Annotated in this window: 14 protein-coding genes; 3 read left to right on the top strand and 11 right to left on the bottom strand. The window is 71.3% G+C overall.

Translation table 11 applies throughout. The features are described 5' to 3' along the window. The 5 genes from AOK23_RS28110 to AOK23_RS28090 all read right to left on the bottom strand — a co-directional run. The coding region (locus AOK23_RS28110) for a PASTA domain-containing protein (protein ID WP_240496596.1) at positions 1-1185 on the bottom strand (1185 nt) is incomplete at its 3' end. Between the two features lie 262 nt (positions 1186-1447). Beyond that, positions 1448-2392 (bottom strand): cytochrome c oxidase assembly protein, encoded by a 945-nt coding sequence (locus AOK23_RS28105; protein ID WP_055715415.1) that lies wholly within the window; start codon positions 2390-2392, stop codon positions 1448-1450. Positions 2393-2498: 106 nt separating this feature from the next. After that, complete coding sequence (locus AOK23_RS28100) at positions 2499-3524, bottom strand: 6-phosphofructokinase (protein WP_055540951.1); 1026 nt, start codon at positions 3522-3524, stop codon at positions 2499-2501. A 290-nt stretch (positions 3525-3814) separates the two neighbouring features. Then, the gene (locus AOK23_RS28095) at positions 3815-4543 is read right to left on the bottom strand and encodes a type 1 glutamine amidotransferase (RefSeq protein WP_055715414.1); all 729 of its coding nucleotides are present in this window, start codon (positions 4541-4543) and stop codon (positions 3815-3817) included. A 23-nt stretch (positions 4544-4566) separates the two neighbouring features. Next, positions 4567-5805: a Mur ligase family protein gene (locus AOK23_RS28090; protein ID WP_055715413.1), complete on the bottom strand. Its 1239-nt coding sequence runs from the start codon at positions 5803-5805 to the stop codon at positions 4567-4569. Positions 5806-5957: 152 nt separating this feature from the next. Between AOK23_RS28090 and def the strand changes: the two genes are divergently transcribed. After that, on the top strand, positions 5958-6497 hold the full coding sequence (gene def, locus AOK23_RS28085; protein ID WP_206336310.1) for a peptide deformylase: 540 nt from the start codon (positions 5958-5960) through the stop codon (positions 6495-6497). 70 nt (positions 6498-6567) lie between these two features. On the opposite strand, the gene AOK23_RS28080 is transcribed toward def, so the two are convergent. After that, positions 6568-7215: a TetR/AcrR family transcriptional regulator gene (locus AOK23_RS28080; protein ID WP_055715411.1), complete on the bottom strand. Its 648-nt coding sequence runs from the start codon at positions 7213-7215 to the stop codon at positions 6568-6570. Positions 7216-7382: 167 nt separating this feature from the next. Between AOK23_RS28080 and AOK23_RS28075 the strand changes: the two genes are divergently transcribed. After that, positions 7383-8609, top strand: coding sequence for an acyl-CoA dehydrogenase family protein (locus AOK23_RS28075; RefSeq protein WP_055540954.1), 1227 nt, complete (start codon positions 7383-7385; stop codon positions 8607-8609). A 69-nt stretch (positions 8610-8678) separates the two neighbouring features. Here the strand turns inward: AOK23_RS28075 and AOK23_RS28070 are convergent, their stop codons facing one another. After that, a complete protein-coding gene (locus AOK23_RS28070) occupies positions 8679-9893 on the bottom strand; it encodes a cytochrome P450 (protein ID WP_055715410.1) in 1215 nt (404 codons plus the stop codon). A gap of 230 nt (positions 9894-10123) precedes the next feature. Here AOK23_RS28070 and AOK23_RS28065 point away from each other — a divergent pair, with 230 nt between their 5' ends. Beyond that, positions 10124-10786 (top strand): thiaminase II/PqqC family protein, encoded by a 663-nt coding sequence (locus AOK23_RS28065; protein ID WP_055715417.1) that lies wholly within the window; start codon positions 10124-10126, stop codon positions 10784-10786. Between the two features lie 21 nt (positions 10787-10807). Here the strand turns inward: AOK23_RS28065 and AOK23_RS28060 are convergent, their stop codons facing one another. The 4 genes from AOK23_RS28060 to AOK23_RS28045 all read right to left on the bottom strand — a co-directional run bounded on the left by AOK23_RS28060 (position 10808) and on the right by AOK23_RS28045 (position 14526). Then, positions 10808-11047 (bottom strand): DUF6213 family protein, encoded by a 240-nt coding sequence (locus AOK23_RS28060; RefSeq protein ID WP_055715409.1) that lies wholly within the window; start codon positions 11045-11047, stop codon positions 10808-10810. 25 nt (positions 11048-11072) lie between these two features. After that, entirely contained in the window at positions 11073-12458 is a 1386-nt protein-coding gene (locus AOK23_RS28055; RefSeq protein ID WP_055715408.1) for an NADP-dependent succinic semialdehyde dehydrogenase, read from the bottom strand. A gap of 65 nt (positions 12459-12523) precedes the next feature. Beyond that, complete coding sequence (locus AOK23_RS28050) at positions 12524-12991, bottom strand: NUDIX hydrolase (RefSeq protein ID WP_055715407.1); 468 nt, start codon at positions 12989-12991, stop codon at positions 12524-12526. Beyond that, entirely contained in the window at positions 12988-14526 is a 1539-nt protein-coding gene (locus AOK23_RS28045) for an ATP-dependent DNA ligase (RefSeq protein WP_055715406.1), read from the bottom strand. The genes AOK23_RS28050 and AOK23_RS28045 overlap by 4 nt, the downstream gene beginning before the upstream one ends. Positions 14527-14586 lie beyond the last annotated feature (60 nt).

Below are 14586 nucleotides of genomic sequence, written 5' to 3'. Positions count from 1 at the left end.
CGGCGTCGGGGTGGGTGTCGGACCGGGCGTGGGCGTGGACCCGGTCGGCGAGGGGATCCCGCCACCGGAAGACCCCACAGAACCCGAACCCGAAGCCGATCCCGAACCTGATCCCGAATCCGACCCCGAACCGGACCCGGAGCCCGAGTCGGAGCCCTCGTCCGCGCCTCCCGAGCCCGAGTCGGACCCCTCATCCGCGCCTCCCGAGCCGGAACCGGAGTCGGATCCGGAACCCCCCGAGTCGGTGCCCATACCGGTGCCGCCGTCCGACGGCGGCATATCCGTCGGCTTCCAGTCCACCGTCAGCGTCACCGCGTCACCGAACTCCCGTTTCGCGCCCGCTCCCGGGCTGGACCCCGTCACGGGAGCGTCGCTCGGCGGCATCTCGTCCCCCTCCACGACCACCGCGAGGCCGTCGTCCGCCAGGGCCGCGCTCGCCTCGCCGAAGGACTTCCCCGCCACCTGCGGCACGGTCCGCCGTTCACGCGCGTCGAACGTCTCGTCCGACTCTCCCGCGGTGCCGACGTCCCGGCTGATGCCCTGGCCCGGGTCCTGGACGTCGACGAGCTTGATCTCCTTCAGCTGCTCGGGCGCGGGCTTCACCACGACCGTCGCCGACTCGTCGTAGCCGTCCCACTCGTCGTTGCGGTCGTCGAACTCCACATCGATGCGCTCGGGGTCGTCGTCGAACGCCCGCAGGGGATTTCCGCAACTGCACTTCACGGCCGGCAGCCCCTGTTCGTCCACCAATACGGCGATGCCCGCTTCCAGCAGCGCGTCGAAGGGGACGCCTTCGCCGTTCTTGTAGTCGTGGTTCTTCACGAGGGTGTCGTGGCGCAGGAGAACGGGGGTGAGGTCGTCGAGATATTCGCTGATTCCGTCGACCTTCACACCCACGATGTCGGCCCAGACCTGAGCCTTATTCCGGTTTTCGGGATCGATCAGAAAACGCTCGAGTTTGTCGATGTCGCAGATCTTCGGGCGCTTCCGCGTTCCGCCGTAGAGGCCGGGCGCGTTCCCCTGCTGGAGTCCGCTGTGCGGCTCACGGGACGTGAGGTTCCTCTGGTCCCGGCCCAGCCCGGCGTCCTCGTCGAAGAAGGGTGCGAGGGAGGCCACGCCCGCGGCGACCGCCCGCACCGGGAGCAGCGCCGGACCGGAGTCACCGCATCCGCTGAGGACCACCACGCCCACCAGGAGAACGGCGATCCTACGGACGGCCGATTTCCCGGCATTTCGCAAACACGTTCGCAGGCATACGTGAATTGTCATGACCGCTCCCCCCGGCGGTTTCCCCCGTCACCCCGCAGGGCGGAAGCGGGGCTCACGCATCATGCTACTGAAGGCAAAAGCCTTTCAGTCAAGAAAAATATGAATGTGCGGTCGTGGGGTCGAACAAAAGAATAGGGGTCACGGAAAGGGGGAGTGACCCCGAGACCACGAGAAGGGCTCAGCGGCTGCGTGCGTCGAGTGAGGCCAGATAGGCGTTGTACGCCTCGAGTTCCTTGTCGCCGTCCCGGTCGGCCGCCCGGTCCTTGCGCCGCGCCTGGCGCTGCTCGGAGCCGTACCACTGGAAGAGCAGCGCGAGCAGCACCAGCACGGACGGGATCTCGCTGAACGCCCACGCGATGCCGCCGGCCGCGTTCTGGTCGGCGAGCGCGTCGATGCCCAGCGACGCGGGCGGGTTCTCGTACGACTTCACCATCGGTGTGGACGCCATCATCAGCGCGATGCCGAAGAACGCGTGGAACGGCATGCCCGCGAACAGCTCCAGCATCCGCATCAGATAGCCCGGCCGGTGCGGGCCCGGGTCCACGCCCATGATCGGCCAGAAGAAGAACAGGCCCACGGCGAGGAAGTGCACCATCATCGCGATGTGCCCCGGCCTGGACCCCATCAGGAAGTCGAACAGCGGGGTGAAGTACAGCGCGTACAGGCTCGCGATGAACATCGGGATCGTGAACGCCGGGTGCGTGACGATCCGCATGTACCAGCTGTGCAGGAACATCAGCAGCAGTTCGCGGGGCCCCTTGCGACCCTTGCCGGCCGTCGGCAGTGCCCGCAGCGCCAGGGTGATCGGCGCGCCGAGCAGCAGCAGGATCGGCGCCAGCATGCTGATCACCATGTGCTGCACCATGTGCACGCTGAACATGACCATCCCGTAGTCGTTCAGCCGGGTGCACATCACCAGCAGGAGCATCAGCACACCTGCGACGAACGCGACGGTCCGCCCCACCGGCCACTTGTCCCCGCGCCGAACGAGCCGGACGACGCCCCACGCGTACAGCGCGAGCGCCACCAGACAGCCGACCAGGAAGAACGGGTCCGCCGACCACCCGAGCCCCCGCCCCAGGGTGAAGGGCAGGAGATCCGTGCCGTGCCCGCTGTGATCCATTCCGTCGGCTCCTGATTCGTGGGGGTTGAGCGCTGTCTGTCCGGCACCAGACTAGAACCGCCCCCGGCCGCGTCGGCGACCGGGGGCGGTACAGCGCTCACGTCACTCAGAGCACGCACTCGGCTTCGTCGTACCGCTCCTCCGGAACGGTCTTCAACGTCTCCACCGCCTCGGCGAGCGGCACCATCACGATGTCCGTCCCCCGCAGCGCGGTCATCCTGCCGAACTCACCGCGGTGCACGGCCTCCACCGCGTGCCACCCGAAGCGCGTCGCCAGCACCCGGTCGTACGCGGTCGGCGTACCGCCCCGCTGCACATGCCCGAGGATGACCGGCCGCGCCTCCTTGCCGAGCCGTGCCTCCAGCTCGACGGAGAGCTGCCGGGCGATGCCGGCGAACCGCTCGTGCCCGTAGATGTCCTTGCCGCCCTCGTCGAAGTCCATGGACCCGGCCTTCGGCTTGGCGCCCTCGGCGGCCACGACGATCGCGAAGCGCTTGCCCGCCTCGAAGCGCTCGCCGACCCGCGCGGCCAGCTCCTCGATGTCGAAGGGCCGTTCCGGTACGACGATGGCGTGCGCGCCGGCCGCCATGCCGGAGTGGAGGGCGATCCAGCCGGTGTGGCGGCCCATGACCTCCACGACCAGCACGCGCTGGTGGGACTCGGCGGTGGTCTTCAGGCGGTCCAGGGCCTCGGTGGCGACACCGACGGCCGTGTCGAACCCGAATGTCACATCGGTGACCGCGATGTCGTTGTCGATGGTCTTCGGCACGCCCACGACGGGCAGCCCGTTGTCCGACATCAGCCGGGCCGCCTTGAGCGTGCCCTCACCGCCGATCGGGATGATCGCGTCGAGGCCGAGCTCCGCGAGATGGCCCTTCGCCCGCTCCACACCGTCCCGCAGATGCGAGGGCTGGACCCGGGAGGAACCGAGGATCGTGCCGCCGCGAGCCAGGATGCCGCTCACCGCGTCGAGGTCGAGCTTGAGGTAGTCGCACTCCAGGAGGCCTTTCCAACCGTCCCGGAAGCCGATGACCTCGTCGCCGTGGTCGACGACGGCGCGGTGCACGACGGACCGGATGACGGCGTTCAGCCCGGGGCAGTCGCCGCCGGACGTGAGGACACCAATGCGCATAGCCCGAATTACCTTCTCAACGTGGGCAGGATCCGGACCACGCTGTCCGGCGGAATCCCCGCCACCCTACCGGCGCAGGGGGGCCGGACCGTAGCGGGCGTCCGCCTGCTGGACGCCCCCGCACAGGTGAGCGCGCGCCTGGTCAGACGGGCTGTCACACCTGAGCGGGGGCGGTGTCAGACGGGCTTCGGTACGGGCACTGAGGAACCGTTTCTCAGGCTCCTCGGCCCGCCTCGCCGAAGGTGCGCGGACCTCGGCCGACGCCGTCCGGGCCGGTCCGCGCGGACGCGTTACGCGGGCTCGGTGGCCGCCGCGATCCGCTCGTTGCGCAGAGCCTCGAACCAGCGGTCGTCGGTCGGCGGCAGCGCGTTGACGTCGAGCGCCAACTTCAGCAGCAGATCGGCGATCAGCGGGTTCCGGGCGAGCACCGGACCGTGCATGTAGGTGCCGAACACGGTGTCGTTGTACGCGCCCTCCGTGCCGTCGCCCGTGCCGTTGCCCTTGCCGAGCCGCACGTTCGCGAACGGGCGGGCGGTGGGACCGAGGTGGGTGACGCCTTGGTGGTTCTCGAACCCGGTCAGCTGGGGCAGCCCGAGACGCGGGTCGATGTCCGCGAGGACGTCGCCGACGCACCGCTCGCCCTCGCCGCGGGCCGTGGTCACGTCGAGCAGGCCGAGGCCCGGCTCGCGCTGACCGAGGTCGTTGACGAACTCGTGGCCGAGGATCTGGTAGCCGGCGCACACCGCGAACACGATCGCCCCGTTGTTCACCGCCTGGTACAGATGCCCGTCGCGGCGCAGCCGCTCGGCCGCGAGCCGCTGCGGACGGTCCTCGCCGCCGCCGATCAGATAGATGTCGCCGGAGGTCGGGATCGGCTGGTCGCTGCGCACGTCCAGCCGGGCCACGTCCAGGCCGCGCTGACGCGCCCGGCGCTCCACGACCAGCACATTGCCCTGGTCGCCGTAGGTGCTGAGCAGGTCCGGGTAGACCCAGACGACCCGCAGGCTGTTGTCACTCATGAGTACCCCTCGAGTCCTCGTGGTCAGTTGCCGACGCGGCGGCGCAGGTCCTGGAACGCGGTGTAGTTCGCGATGACCTCGATCCGGCCCGGCGGGCACATCTGCACCGCCTGGTCGAGGCTGTCGCACACCTGGAAGTGCTGGTTGGCCACTTCCAGCCGCACCGCGAGGTCGAGCTTCCGGTCGCCCAGCACGAAGATCGGGTGCCCGGTCAGCCGCGTGTAGTCGACGTCCCACAGCCAGGACGTGTCGGTGCCGTCGGCGCCGCGCGCGTTCACCGACAGGATCACCGGCGACGGCGGCGGGTCGATCAGCGAGAACGTCTCCAGCCAGCCCGCCGGGTTCTTGGCGAGCAGCAGCCGCAGATCACGCTGCATGAACTGCACCACGTCATAGCGTCCGGCGACGGCCTGCACCTGGTACATCCGCTCCAGGGCGACCTGCGGGGGCACCCCGAACACGGCGGCGACGGCGGCCGACGAGGCGGCGTTCGCCTTGTTGGCGCGGCCCGGCAGCTGCAGGTGGATCGGCCAGGCCGAACCGTGCGGGTCGAGGACGTGGTCGCCGGAGAGCGCCCAGCTCGGGGTGGGCCGGCGGAAACCGCACTCACCGCAGAACCAGTCGTCGCCCGGGCGCTGCATCACACCGCCGCACGACGGGCACGACCAGGCGTCGTCCTTCCACATCTGGCCGACGGCGACCCAGACGACGTTGGGGGAGGACGACGCGGCCCACACCACCAGCGGGTCGTCGCAGTTGGCGACGACGACGGACTTGGTGCCGGCCAGGCCCTCGCGCCAGGCCTCCGCCATCATGCGGGTCTCGGCGGCCCGGTCGAGCTGGTCGCGCGAGAGGTTGAGCAGCGCGATGCACTTGGGGTCCGTGTCCCGTGCCACGCCGGCGAGGTACTTCTCGTCGACCTCGATGACACCGAACTTGGCGTCGGAGTTGCCGGCCAGCGCCGAGGTGATGCCCGCGGGCATGTTCGCGCCCAGCGCGTTCGACACGACGGGGCCCGCGGCGCGCAGCGCCTCCGCGATCAGCCGGGTCGTGGTCGTCTTGCCGTTGGTGGCGGAGACCAGTACGACGTCCAGGTTCTGCGCCAGTCGTGCGAGCAGATCGGGGTCGAGTTTGAGGGCCACCCGGCCGCCGATCACCGATCCGCTACCGCGTCCCGCGGCACGCGATGCCGCCGCGACCGCCTTGCCCGCCGTCACGGCCAGCTTGGCCCGCGGCGTCAGCGGGTCCGAGTTGCCTGCCATCAGTTCTCGATCCTCCTTGCGTACAGCACCGCGCCCAGTCCCGGCAACGTGTGGACCAAAGCCTATCGAGATCCACTCACGCGCCCGAATCTCGCCGGGCAGGTAGCACCGACGGGACCGGCGATATCGGGTCCGAACGTACTCTTGCGCCCATGCGAAGCGGCTCGATTCCCGGCGCCCGAGGGCGCGTTCTCCCCATGACACTGCTCGGGGACCCCGTCCTGCACGCCCCTTGTGAAGAAATCACGGAGTTCGGTCCCGAACTCGAGCGGCTGGTGGAGGACATGTTCGCGACGATGTACGCGGCGCGGGGCGTGGGTCTGGCCGCGAACCAGGTGGGCCGGGCGCTGAGGGTGTTCGTGTACGACTGCCCGGACGACGAGGACGAGCGCCATCTCGGCCATGTGGTGAACCCGCGGCTGGTGTCGGCGGACGGGATCCTGCTGCGCGGGCCGGAGGGCTGTCTGTCGCTGCCCGGGCTGGAGGCGGGGGTGGAACGGTACGACGAGGCCGTGGTGGAGGGGTACACGGTCGACGGGGACCGCGTACGGGTGCCGGGGACCGGGTTCTTCGCGCGGTGCCTCCAGCACGAGTGCGATCACCTCGACGGCCGGGTGTACGTGGACCACCTCTCGGGGTGGCGCCGTTCCCGGGTGCGGCGGAAGATCGCGAAGGCGCCGTGGGGCGGCTGACATGCCGAGGGGCGCGGGGACGTCGTCGCGGGTCGCGCGGCGCCCCACACCCCTTCCGGCGCGGCCGGGGTCAGAAGCCCGGGCCGCCCACCTTGTCGCCCGCGGCCGCCAGGCGGCCCCACAGGAGATCGGCCATGCTACGGACCAACTCGGCCCTGGTGCAGGGGCGTTCGCCGAGCCACCAGTCGCCCGCGGCGTGCATCATGCCCACGATGCCGTGGCCCCAGATCCGTGCGAGCCGGCGACTGTCGGGGCCGAGGTCGAGGCGGTCCTCTATGACCTTGCCCAGTTCCTCGCCCATGCGCCGCAGCAGGGGCGCGGAGTGCTTGCCGACGTCGAAGCCCTGGTCGCCCCCGGGCTGGCCGCCCTCGGCGGGATGCATCAGGAAGCGGTACACCTGAGGGCGGGCCTCGATGGCCGCGAGATAGGTGTCGAGGGTCGCCTCGACGCGTTCCCGGCGCTCCGCCGGGGCGTCCAGGGCGGCCCGCAGGGAGTCCAGGAGGGCATCGGTGTGACGCTGGGCGAGCGCGGCGTAGAGTCCGCCCTTGTCGCCGAAGTGGCGGTAAAGGATGGGTTTGGTGATGCCCGCCTCGGCGGCGATGGCGTTCATCGACGCCCCGGGGCCGTCGCGGAGCACCACGCGGTCCGCGGCCTCCAGCAGCTCGCGCCGACGGCGGTCGGCGGACCGTTCCTGGTCGGTCGACTGCGTGGTGTCCATGTCTCTCCCCCAGTACAGATTTCGGTGACGCCTGCGCAAAGTAGCACTGACGGACACGTCACGATCGAACGGGCTACCGAGGGCGACCCGGGAGTTGACTTTTCCTACCGACCGGTAACAGACTCGCGTTACCGCAGGTAACATCTTAGTGCAGTGCTGGAGGCGTCATGGCCGAGTTCACGATGGAACTCAACGAGGAACAGCGAGAGGTCCGCGACTGGCTGCACGGATTCGCCGCCGATGTGATCCGGCCCGCGGCCGCCGAGTGGGACGAGCGCGAGGAGACGCCCTGGCCGGTCATCCAGGAGGCCGCCAAGGTCGGCATCTACTCCCTCGACTTCTACGCCCAGCAGTACTTCGACCCCACCGGCCTCGGCATCCCCATGGCCATGGAGGAGCTGTTCTGGGGTGACGCCGGCATCGCGCTCTCCATCGTCGGCACCGGCCTCGCGGCGGTCGGCGTCCTCGCCAACGGCACCGAGGAGCAGATCGGCACCTGGATCCCCCAGATGTACGGCGACGCCAACGACGTCAAGGTGGCCGCGTTCTGCTCCTCCGAGCCCGACGCCGGCTCCGACGTCGCCTCCATGCGCACCCGCGCGGTCTACGACGAGGCGAAGGACGAGTGGGTCCTCAACGGCACGAAGACCTGGGCGACCAACGGCGGCATCGCCAACGTCCACGTCGTGGTGGCCGTGGTCGACGCCGAACTCGGCTCCAAGGGCCACGCGTCCTTCATCGTCCCGCCGAACACGCCCGGCCTGTCCCAGGGCCAGAAGTTCAAGAAGCACGGCATCCGCGCCTCCCACACCGCCGAGGTCGTCCTGGAGGACGTGCGCGTCCCCGGCTCCTGCCTCCTCGGCGGCAAGGAGAAGCTCGACGAGCGCCTGGCGCGGGCCCGTGAGCGGGCCAAGGCCGGCGGCGAGCGGGTGAAGAACGCGGCGATGGCCACGTTCGAGGCGAGCCGACCCGCCGTCGGGGCGATGGCCGTGGGCACCGCACGCGCCGCCTACGAGGTCGCTCTGGAGTACGCCAAGACCCGTGAGCAGTTCGGGCGGCCGATCATCGACAACCAGGGCGTCGCGTTCCAGCTGGCGGACATGCGGACGTCCGTGGACGCGGCCCGGCTGCTGGTGTGGCGGGCCTCGTGGATGGCGATCAACGGCAAGCCGTTCACCGCCGCCGAGGGGTCGCAGTCGAAGCTGTTCGCGAGCGAGACGGCGAAGAAGGTGACGGCGCAGGCCCTGCAGATCCTCGGCGGCAACGGATACACCCGGGAGTACCCGGTGGAGCGGATGCACCGGGACGCGGCCATCTACACGATCTTCGAGGGGACGAGCGAGATCCAGCGGCTGGTGATCGCCCGCACCGTCTCGGGGATGTCCATCCGATAGCACCCCGGGACCCTCCGTGAGACGCGCGCAGGCCCGTCCGTGAGACGCGCCGCGCCCCCGGGGTGACGGTCACCAGGTGACCGGGAGGGCCTCGGGGCCGCGGATCAGGGCGCCGCGCCGCCAGCGGACCTCGGCGGGCGGCACCGCCGGCCGCAGGCCCGGCACCCGGTCGAGGAGCGCGTCCACGACCAGTTCGGCCTCCAGCCGGGCCAGGCCGGCGCCCACGCACGCATGGGCGCCGTGCCCGAAGGCCAGATGGGGGTTCGGGTCGCGGTCGAAGTCGATGCGCTCGGGGTCGGGGAAGACGTCCGGGTCGCGGTTGGCGGCCAGGTACGACACATAGACCGGCTCGCCGGCCCGGATGCGGACACCGTGGAGGACCACGTCCTCCAGGGCGATCCGGGACAGGCCGACGGCGTTGCGGTGCGGGACGTACCGCAGCAGTTCCTCGACGGCGCGCGGTCGCAGCCCGGGCTCCTCGCGCAGTCGGGCGAGCAGGTCGGGGCGGCTCAGCAGGACGAAGCACATCCGGCCCGTGTTGTGGGTGAGGGCCTCACCGCCGATCTGCAGGGAACCGGCCAGCGCCGGCGCCTCCTCCTCGGTGATGTCCCCCCGGGCCACGGCCGCGCCGAGCAGGGAGACGACGTCGTCCCCGTCGGAGTCCCGGTGCTCGGCGACGGCCTTCGCGAAGTACGCCGTCATGGCCCGCTCGGCCCGTTCACCGGCCTCGGCGCCGTCCGTCAGGGACAGGATCCGCCGGGTCCGTACCCGCATCTCCTCACGGTCCACGTCCGGGACGCCCATCAGGTCGCAGATCACGGTGACCGCGAACGGCTCCAGCACCCGCGCGACGAGGTCCGCGGGCGGGCCGTCGCGCAGCATCGCGTCCACCGTCGACTCCAGCTTCCGCCGCGCCGTCGCCCGCAGCCGGGCGATGCCCGGGGCGTCGAAGGCGGGGGCGAGCGCGCGGCGCAGCCGGGCGTGGTCCGGCGTGTCGGCCAAGGTCATCGCGCCGGGCCGCGGGGCGAAGTGCGGTGCCCACCGGGTGACCTGACGGCCGGCCACCTCCGCTCGGCTGAACCGGGGGTCGTCCGTCACCAGCCGTACGTCGTCGTGGCGGGTCAGCAGCCACGCCCAGCCCTCGCCGTTGGGCAGCTGGATCCGGTTGATCGGGCCCTCTCGCATCAGCTCGGCCAGCACGGGGTCGAAGTCGACCCCGCTCAGCCTCAGGACCGGCCAGTGCCGTACCGGCGGGGCGCCCAGGGTCTCTTCGCTCGTCGTCATGTGTCGCCACGCATGGGAACGCCTGCTTTCGCTGTCCGGAAGGGGGCCTTCGGCCCGGGCACGCGGTGATGCGGTGGAGTACCCACGATCACCCGTCGGCCCGGCGATCTCGCGCCGGACTACTCCGGACCGGCGAAGCCGGACGGACCACCGCCCCCTACTCCGGACCGGGCGGCCGTGCCATGGTCGAGGAGGCACAGCGCCGCCGCCGGAACCGACGGGAGTACGCCATGACGCGCACGGCAGGGCACCTGCTGGACACCCTCACCGCGAAACTGGCCCCCGACCCCGGCGACAACCCCCTGCTGCCGCTCATCGCCGCCGGGACGGCCGACCGCGCCACTCTCGCCGTACTGGCACTGGAACAACACCTGGTGATCGCCTCCGACCACCGCTCCTTCGCCCGTCTGGCCCAGCGGGCGGCGAACGAGGCCCCCGCGAGCGCCGCCTTCTTCCGGCTGCTCGCGGACGGCGAGGCCGTCGCGGCCGGCCACCTCACGGTGTTCGCGCGGGCCTGCGGCGTGGACGAGGAACGGGCCGCCGCCCATGAACCGCTGCCGGGCTGCCAGGCCTACCCGTCGTACGTCGCCCGCCTGGCCCTGGAGGCGGCGCCGGCCGACGCGGTCCTCGCCCTGACCGCCAACTTCGCCTCCTGGGGCGGCTACTGCGCCACGATCGGGCGAGCCCTGCGCCACCACTACGACCTCACCGACGAGGCGTGCGCGTTCTTCGACTTCTTCGCCGAGCCGTCCCCCGACCTGGACAAGAGCGCACGGACGGCCGTGGAGGAGGGCTGGGAGGCGGGCCGGCTCGACGAGAGGCTCGCTCAGCGCCACGGCCGACTGCTGCAGAGCTACGAATCCATGTTCTGGAGCACACTCGCCCGCCTGTGACTGGGGCGGGCGGGGGCCGACTCAGCCGGACACGGCACCACTGCTGTGCGCGATGCACGCCACGTCGATACGGTCGGCCAGCTTCGCCAGCTCGATCGTCAGCGCGGCCACCGTGTCCTCGTCCAGGTCGTCCGCGCCCGCCTCCACCAGGTGCAGCCACCGTCCGCCCAGCGTTCGCAGCAGCTTGCTGACATCGGCGGCGGCCACCTGGAGGGTCCCGCGGTCGTCGACGATCAGAGGCAGAGTCACTTCGCGGTTCACAACGGGGATGGTAACCGCGGAAGGCTCACGCCCCGTGCCACACGGTGGTGATGTTGCAGAACTCCCTGATTCCGTGTCCGGACAGCTCACGTCCGTAGCCCGACCGCTTGACCCCGCCGAACGGGAAAGCCGGGTGTGAGGCGGTCATTCCGTTGACGAAGACGCCTCCCGCGTCGAGGTCCCGTACGAAGCGGTCGACCTCGGCCGCGTCCTGTGTCCATACGTTCGAGCTGAGCCCGAAGGGCGTGTCGTTGGCGATTGCGATCGCTTCGTCGAGGTCGGCGACCCGGTACAGGGTGGCGACAGGACCGAAGGTCTCCTCGCGGTGGACGCGCATCTCGGGGGTGATGTCGGCGAGGACGGTCGGCGGGTAGAACCAGCCGGGTCCGTCCGGGCGCTCCGCGCCGCACAGCACCGTGGCACCGCTCTCCACGGCCTCGTCGACCAGACCCTCCAGGTCCTCGCGGCCCTGCTCGCTGGAGAGCGGCCCGACGTCGGTGTCCTCGTCCAGCGGGTCGCCGACCTTCAGCGCCCTCATGCCCTCGACGAACCGCTCGGCGAAGGCGTCGTACACGTCGGCGTGCACGATGAACCGCTTGGCGGCGATACAGGACTGACCGGCGTTCTGCGCACGCGCCGTCACCGCGGTGCTCGCCGCGCGGTCGACGTCCGCGGACGGCATCACGACGTACGGGTCGCTGCCGCCCAGCTCCAGCACCGTCTTCTTGATCTCGTCACCGCCGACGGAGGCCACGGACCGGCCCGCGGGCTCGCTGCCGGTGAGGGTGGCGGCCCGGACCCGCGGGTCGCGCAGGACGCCCTCGACGGCGCCGGACCCGATGAGCAGGGTCTGGAAGCAGCCCTCGGGGAAGCCGGCCCGGCGGAACAGGTCCTCCAGGTAGAGGGCGGTCTGCGGGACGTTCGAGGCGTGCTTGAGCAGACCCACGTTGCCGGCCATCAGCGCGGGCGCGGCGAAGCGGATCACCTGCCACAGCGGGAAGTTCCACGGCATCACCGCGAGGACCGGGCCGAGCGGGCGGTAGCGGACCAGGACACGGGAGGCGCCGGAGTCCTTCACGTCCGCGTCGGAGGGCTCCACGTCGGTGAGCAGGACCTCCGCGTGCTCGGCGTACCAGCGCATCGCCTTCGCGCACTTGGCGACCTCGGCGCGGGCCTGCTTGACCGGCTTGCCCATCTCGGTCGTCATGACACGGGCGACGTCCTCCGCGTCCTCCTCCAGGAGATCGGCGGCCCCGCGCAGCAGCCGGGCGCGTTCCGCGAACGACGTCGTCCGGTACGTGCGGAACGTGCGGTCGGCCGTCGCGAGCCGACGCTCGATCTCCTCCTCGCCCAGGGCCTCGTACGTCTTGAGCGTCTCGCCGCTCGCCGGGTTCACCGTCGCGATGGGCATGCCTGACCTCCTGCGTGGGCTGTCCCTCGACCTTCCCGCGCGGCGGCGCACGCCGCAACGCGGGCTCAGCCCGAGTGCTCAGCCAGCCGGTCGAGAAACTCCGTCTGCGCCTTCACGAGCACCGCGCGGGCCCGCTCCAGGGCGCACCACTCCACCCGGTCCAGTTCGGGGAACTCCTGGATCCGCCCCGACCTGGGCGGCCACTCCATCCGGAAGGTCCCCGGCACCACCGTCGACGGGTCGAGGTCGGCCTCGATCGCCCACGCCGTGACGATCTTGCCGTTGGTCTGCCGCACCTCGCCCAGGGGTACAGCCTCCCCGTCGGGCGGCTCCAGCCCCAGCTCCTCACGGAACTCGCGGCGCGCCGCCTCCCAGGCGGGCTCGTCGGGCTCGTACTCGCCCTTCGGCACCGTCCACGCGCCCGCGTCCTTCCGCTCGAAGTACGGGCCGCCCATGTGCCCCAGCAGCACCTCGACGCCGTGCTCGGTGCGGCGGTACAGCAGCAGACCGGCACTGCGCTTGGGTGTCGTCACCGGGTGACCTCCGGGTGTGCGGCGAGCAGGGTCTCGACCGTATCGGCTTCGGCGGGGGTCTTGTCCTCCCGATAGCGGATCACGCGCGCGAAACGGAGGGTGACACCGGCCGGATAGCGGGTCGAGCGCTGGAGGCCGTCGTAGGCGATCTCGACGACGAGTTCCGGGCGGACGGTCACACCCCAGCGTTTCTCCTCGACGGCCAACTCCCGCAGCCGCTCGGTCTGCCAGGTCAGCATCGCGTCGGTCATGCCCTTGAAGGTCTTGCCGAGCATCGCGAAGCCGCCGTCGGCGGTGCGCGCGCCGAGGTGGAGGTTGGAGAGCTTGCCGGTGCGCCGCCCGTGGCCCCACTCGGCTGCCAGCACCACCAGGTCGAGGGTGTGCACGGGCTTCACCTTCAGCCAGGAGGCGCCGCGGCGGCCCGCGCTGTAGGCGGCGTCGAGGGCCTTCAGGACGACCCCTTCGTGACCCCGGGCCAGTGTGTCCGCGAGGAAGCGCTCCGCCTCGGCGAGGTCGTCGGGGCCGTGCACGAGGGTGCGCCGGACCCGCATCGGCTCCGGGACGAGCCGGGCCAGCTCGGTGTGGCGTTCGGTGAACGGCAGGTCGAGGAGGTCCCGGCCGTCCATGGAGAGCGCGTCGAAGAAGACCGGCGACACCGGCACCTGCTCGGCCGCCGTCGCCACGTCCAGCCGTGAGCCGACCCGCCCGGCGGTCTCCTGGAAGGAACGCGGCCGTCCCGCCTCGTCGAACGCGATCACCTCCCCGTCGAGGATGAACCGCTCGCCCCGCAACTCCAGCGCCGCCGCCGTCAGTTCGGGGAGGCGGTCGGTGATGTCGTCGAGGGTCCGCGTGTAGAGGCGTACGTCGGGGCCGTCACGGTGGACCTGGACGCGGATGCCGTCCAGCTTCTCCTCGACGGCGCAGGCGCCCAGCTTCTCCACGGCCTCCGTGACCGAGGAGGCGCTGTGCGCCAGCATCGGCAGGACGGGCCGCCCCACCGTGAGCCGGAACCGCTCCAGGGCCGGCGGGCCGTCCGCGAGCAGCGCCTGCGCCACCGTCTGGAGCGAGCCGGCGAGCATCACCGCCCGGCGGACGTCGGCGGGGGGCGCGCCCGTCGCCGAGGCGAGGCCCTCGACGGCCACCGCGTCCAGCGCGCCCTGCCGGACCTCGCCCGTGAGCAGCCCGAACAGAAAGCGCTGCTCGACGTCGGTGGCCGCGGCGAGCAACTCGCCCACGAGGCGCCGGCGTTCCGCCTGCGAGCCGGTGCCCGTGACACCGCCGATCTCCGTGAGACGGGCGTCGACGTCGCGTACGGCCAGGGTGGGCTCGGCGGCGGGGGCGATGTCCTGGTCGAGGACCTTCCAGCCGATGCCGAGACGGCCCTGGGGGAGACGTCCCGCGAGGTACGGGATGACGATCGGCACGTCCTCGGCGTCCGCCTCCCGGAACAGCTCGGCGAGCAGAGCGGTCTTGCGGGAGCGGGCCGAGGTGGCGGCTACCTGGTGGGACAGGTGGGCTAGCTGGGCGAACAGCATGCAGCCATGGTCCTACGGAGTTTGGCCGGGCGCCTATGGGGTGGGGGCGCGGGGGTGTGT

It is taken from the genome of Streptomyces torulosus (genome assembly GCF_001419765.1).
GTDB lineage: Bacteria > Actinomycetota > Actinomycetes > Streptomycetales > Streptomycetaceae > Streptomyces > Streptomyces torulosus.
The sequence above is the reverse complement of the archived record's forward strand: the minus strand, read 5'-3'. Positions and strand labels throughout refer to the sequence as shown.

What these genes read in the sequence shown, in the direction of transcription:
- AOK23_RS28105 (WP_055715415.1), bottom strand. Translation starts at nt 2,392, where the DNA reads ATGGATCACAGCGGGCACGGCACGGATCTCCTGCCCTTCACCCTGGGG.
- AOK23_RS28100 (WP_055540951.1), bottom strand. Translation starts at nt 3,524, where the DNA reads ATGCGCATTGGTGTCCTCACGTCCGGCGGCGACTGCCCCGGGCTGAAC.
- AOK23_RS28095 (WP_055715414.1), bottom strand. Translation starts at nt 4,543, where the DNA reads ATGAGTGACAACAGCCTGCGGGTCGTCTGGGTCTACCCGGACCTGCTC.
- AOK23_RS28090 (WP_055715413.1), bottom strand. Translation starts at nt 5,805, where the DNA reads ATGGCAGGCAACTCGGACCCGCTGACGCCGCGGGCCAAGCTGGCCGTG.
- def (WP_206336310.1), top strand. Translation starts at nt 5,958, where the DNA reads ATGCGAAGCGGCTCGATTCCCGGCGCCCGAGGGCGCGTTCTCCCCATG.
- AOK23_RS28080 (WP_055715411.1), bottom strand. Translation starts at nt 7,215, where the DNA reads ATGGACACCACGCAGTCGACCGACCAGGAACGGTCCGCCGACCGCCGT.
- AOK23_RS28075 (WP_055540954.1), top strand. Translation starts at nt 7,383, where the DNA reads ATGGCCGAGTTCACGATGGAACTCAACGAGGAACAGCGAGAGGTCCGC.
- AOK23_RS28070 (WP_055715410.1), bottom strand. Translation starts at nt 9,893, where the DNA reads ATGACGACGAGCGAAGAGACCCTGGGCGCCCCGCCGGTACGGCACTGG.
- AOK23_RS28065 (WP_055715417.1), top strand. Translation starts at nt 10,124, where the DNA reads ATGACGCGCACGGCAGGGCACCTGCTGGACACCCTCACCGCGAAACTG.
- AOK23_RS28055 (WP_055715408.1), bottom strand. Translation starts at nt 12,458, where the DNA reads ATGCCCATCGCGACGGTGAACCCGGCGAGCGGCGAGACGCTCAAGACG.
- AOK23_RS28045 (WP_055715406.1), bottom strand. Translation starts at nt 14,526, where the DNA reads ATGCTGTTCGCCCAGCTAGCCCACCTGTCCCACCAGGTAGCCGCCACC.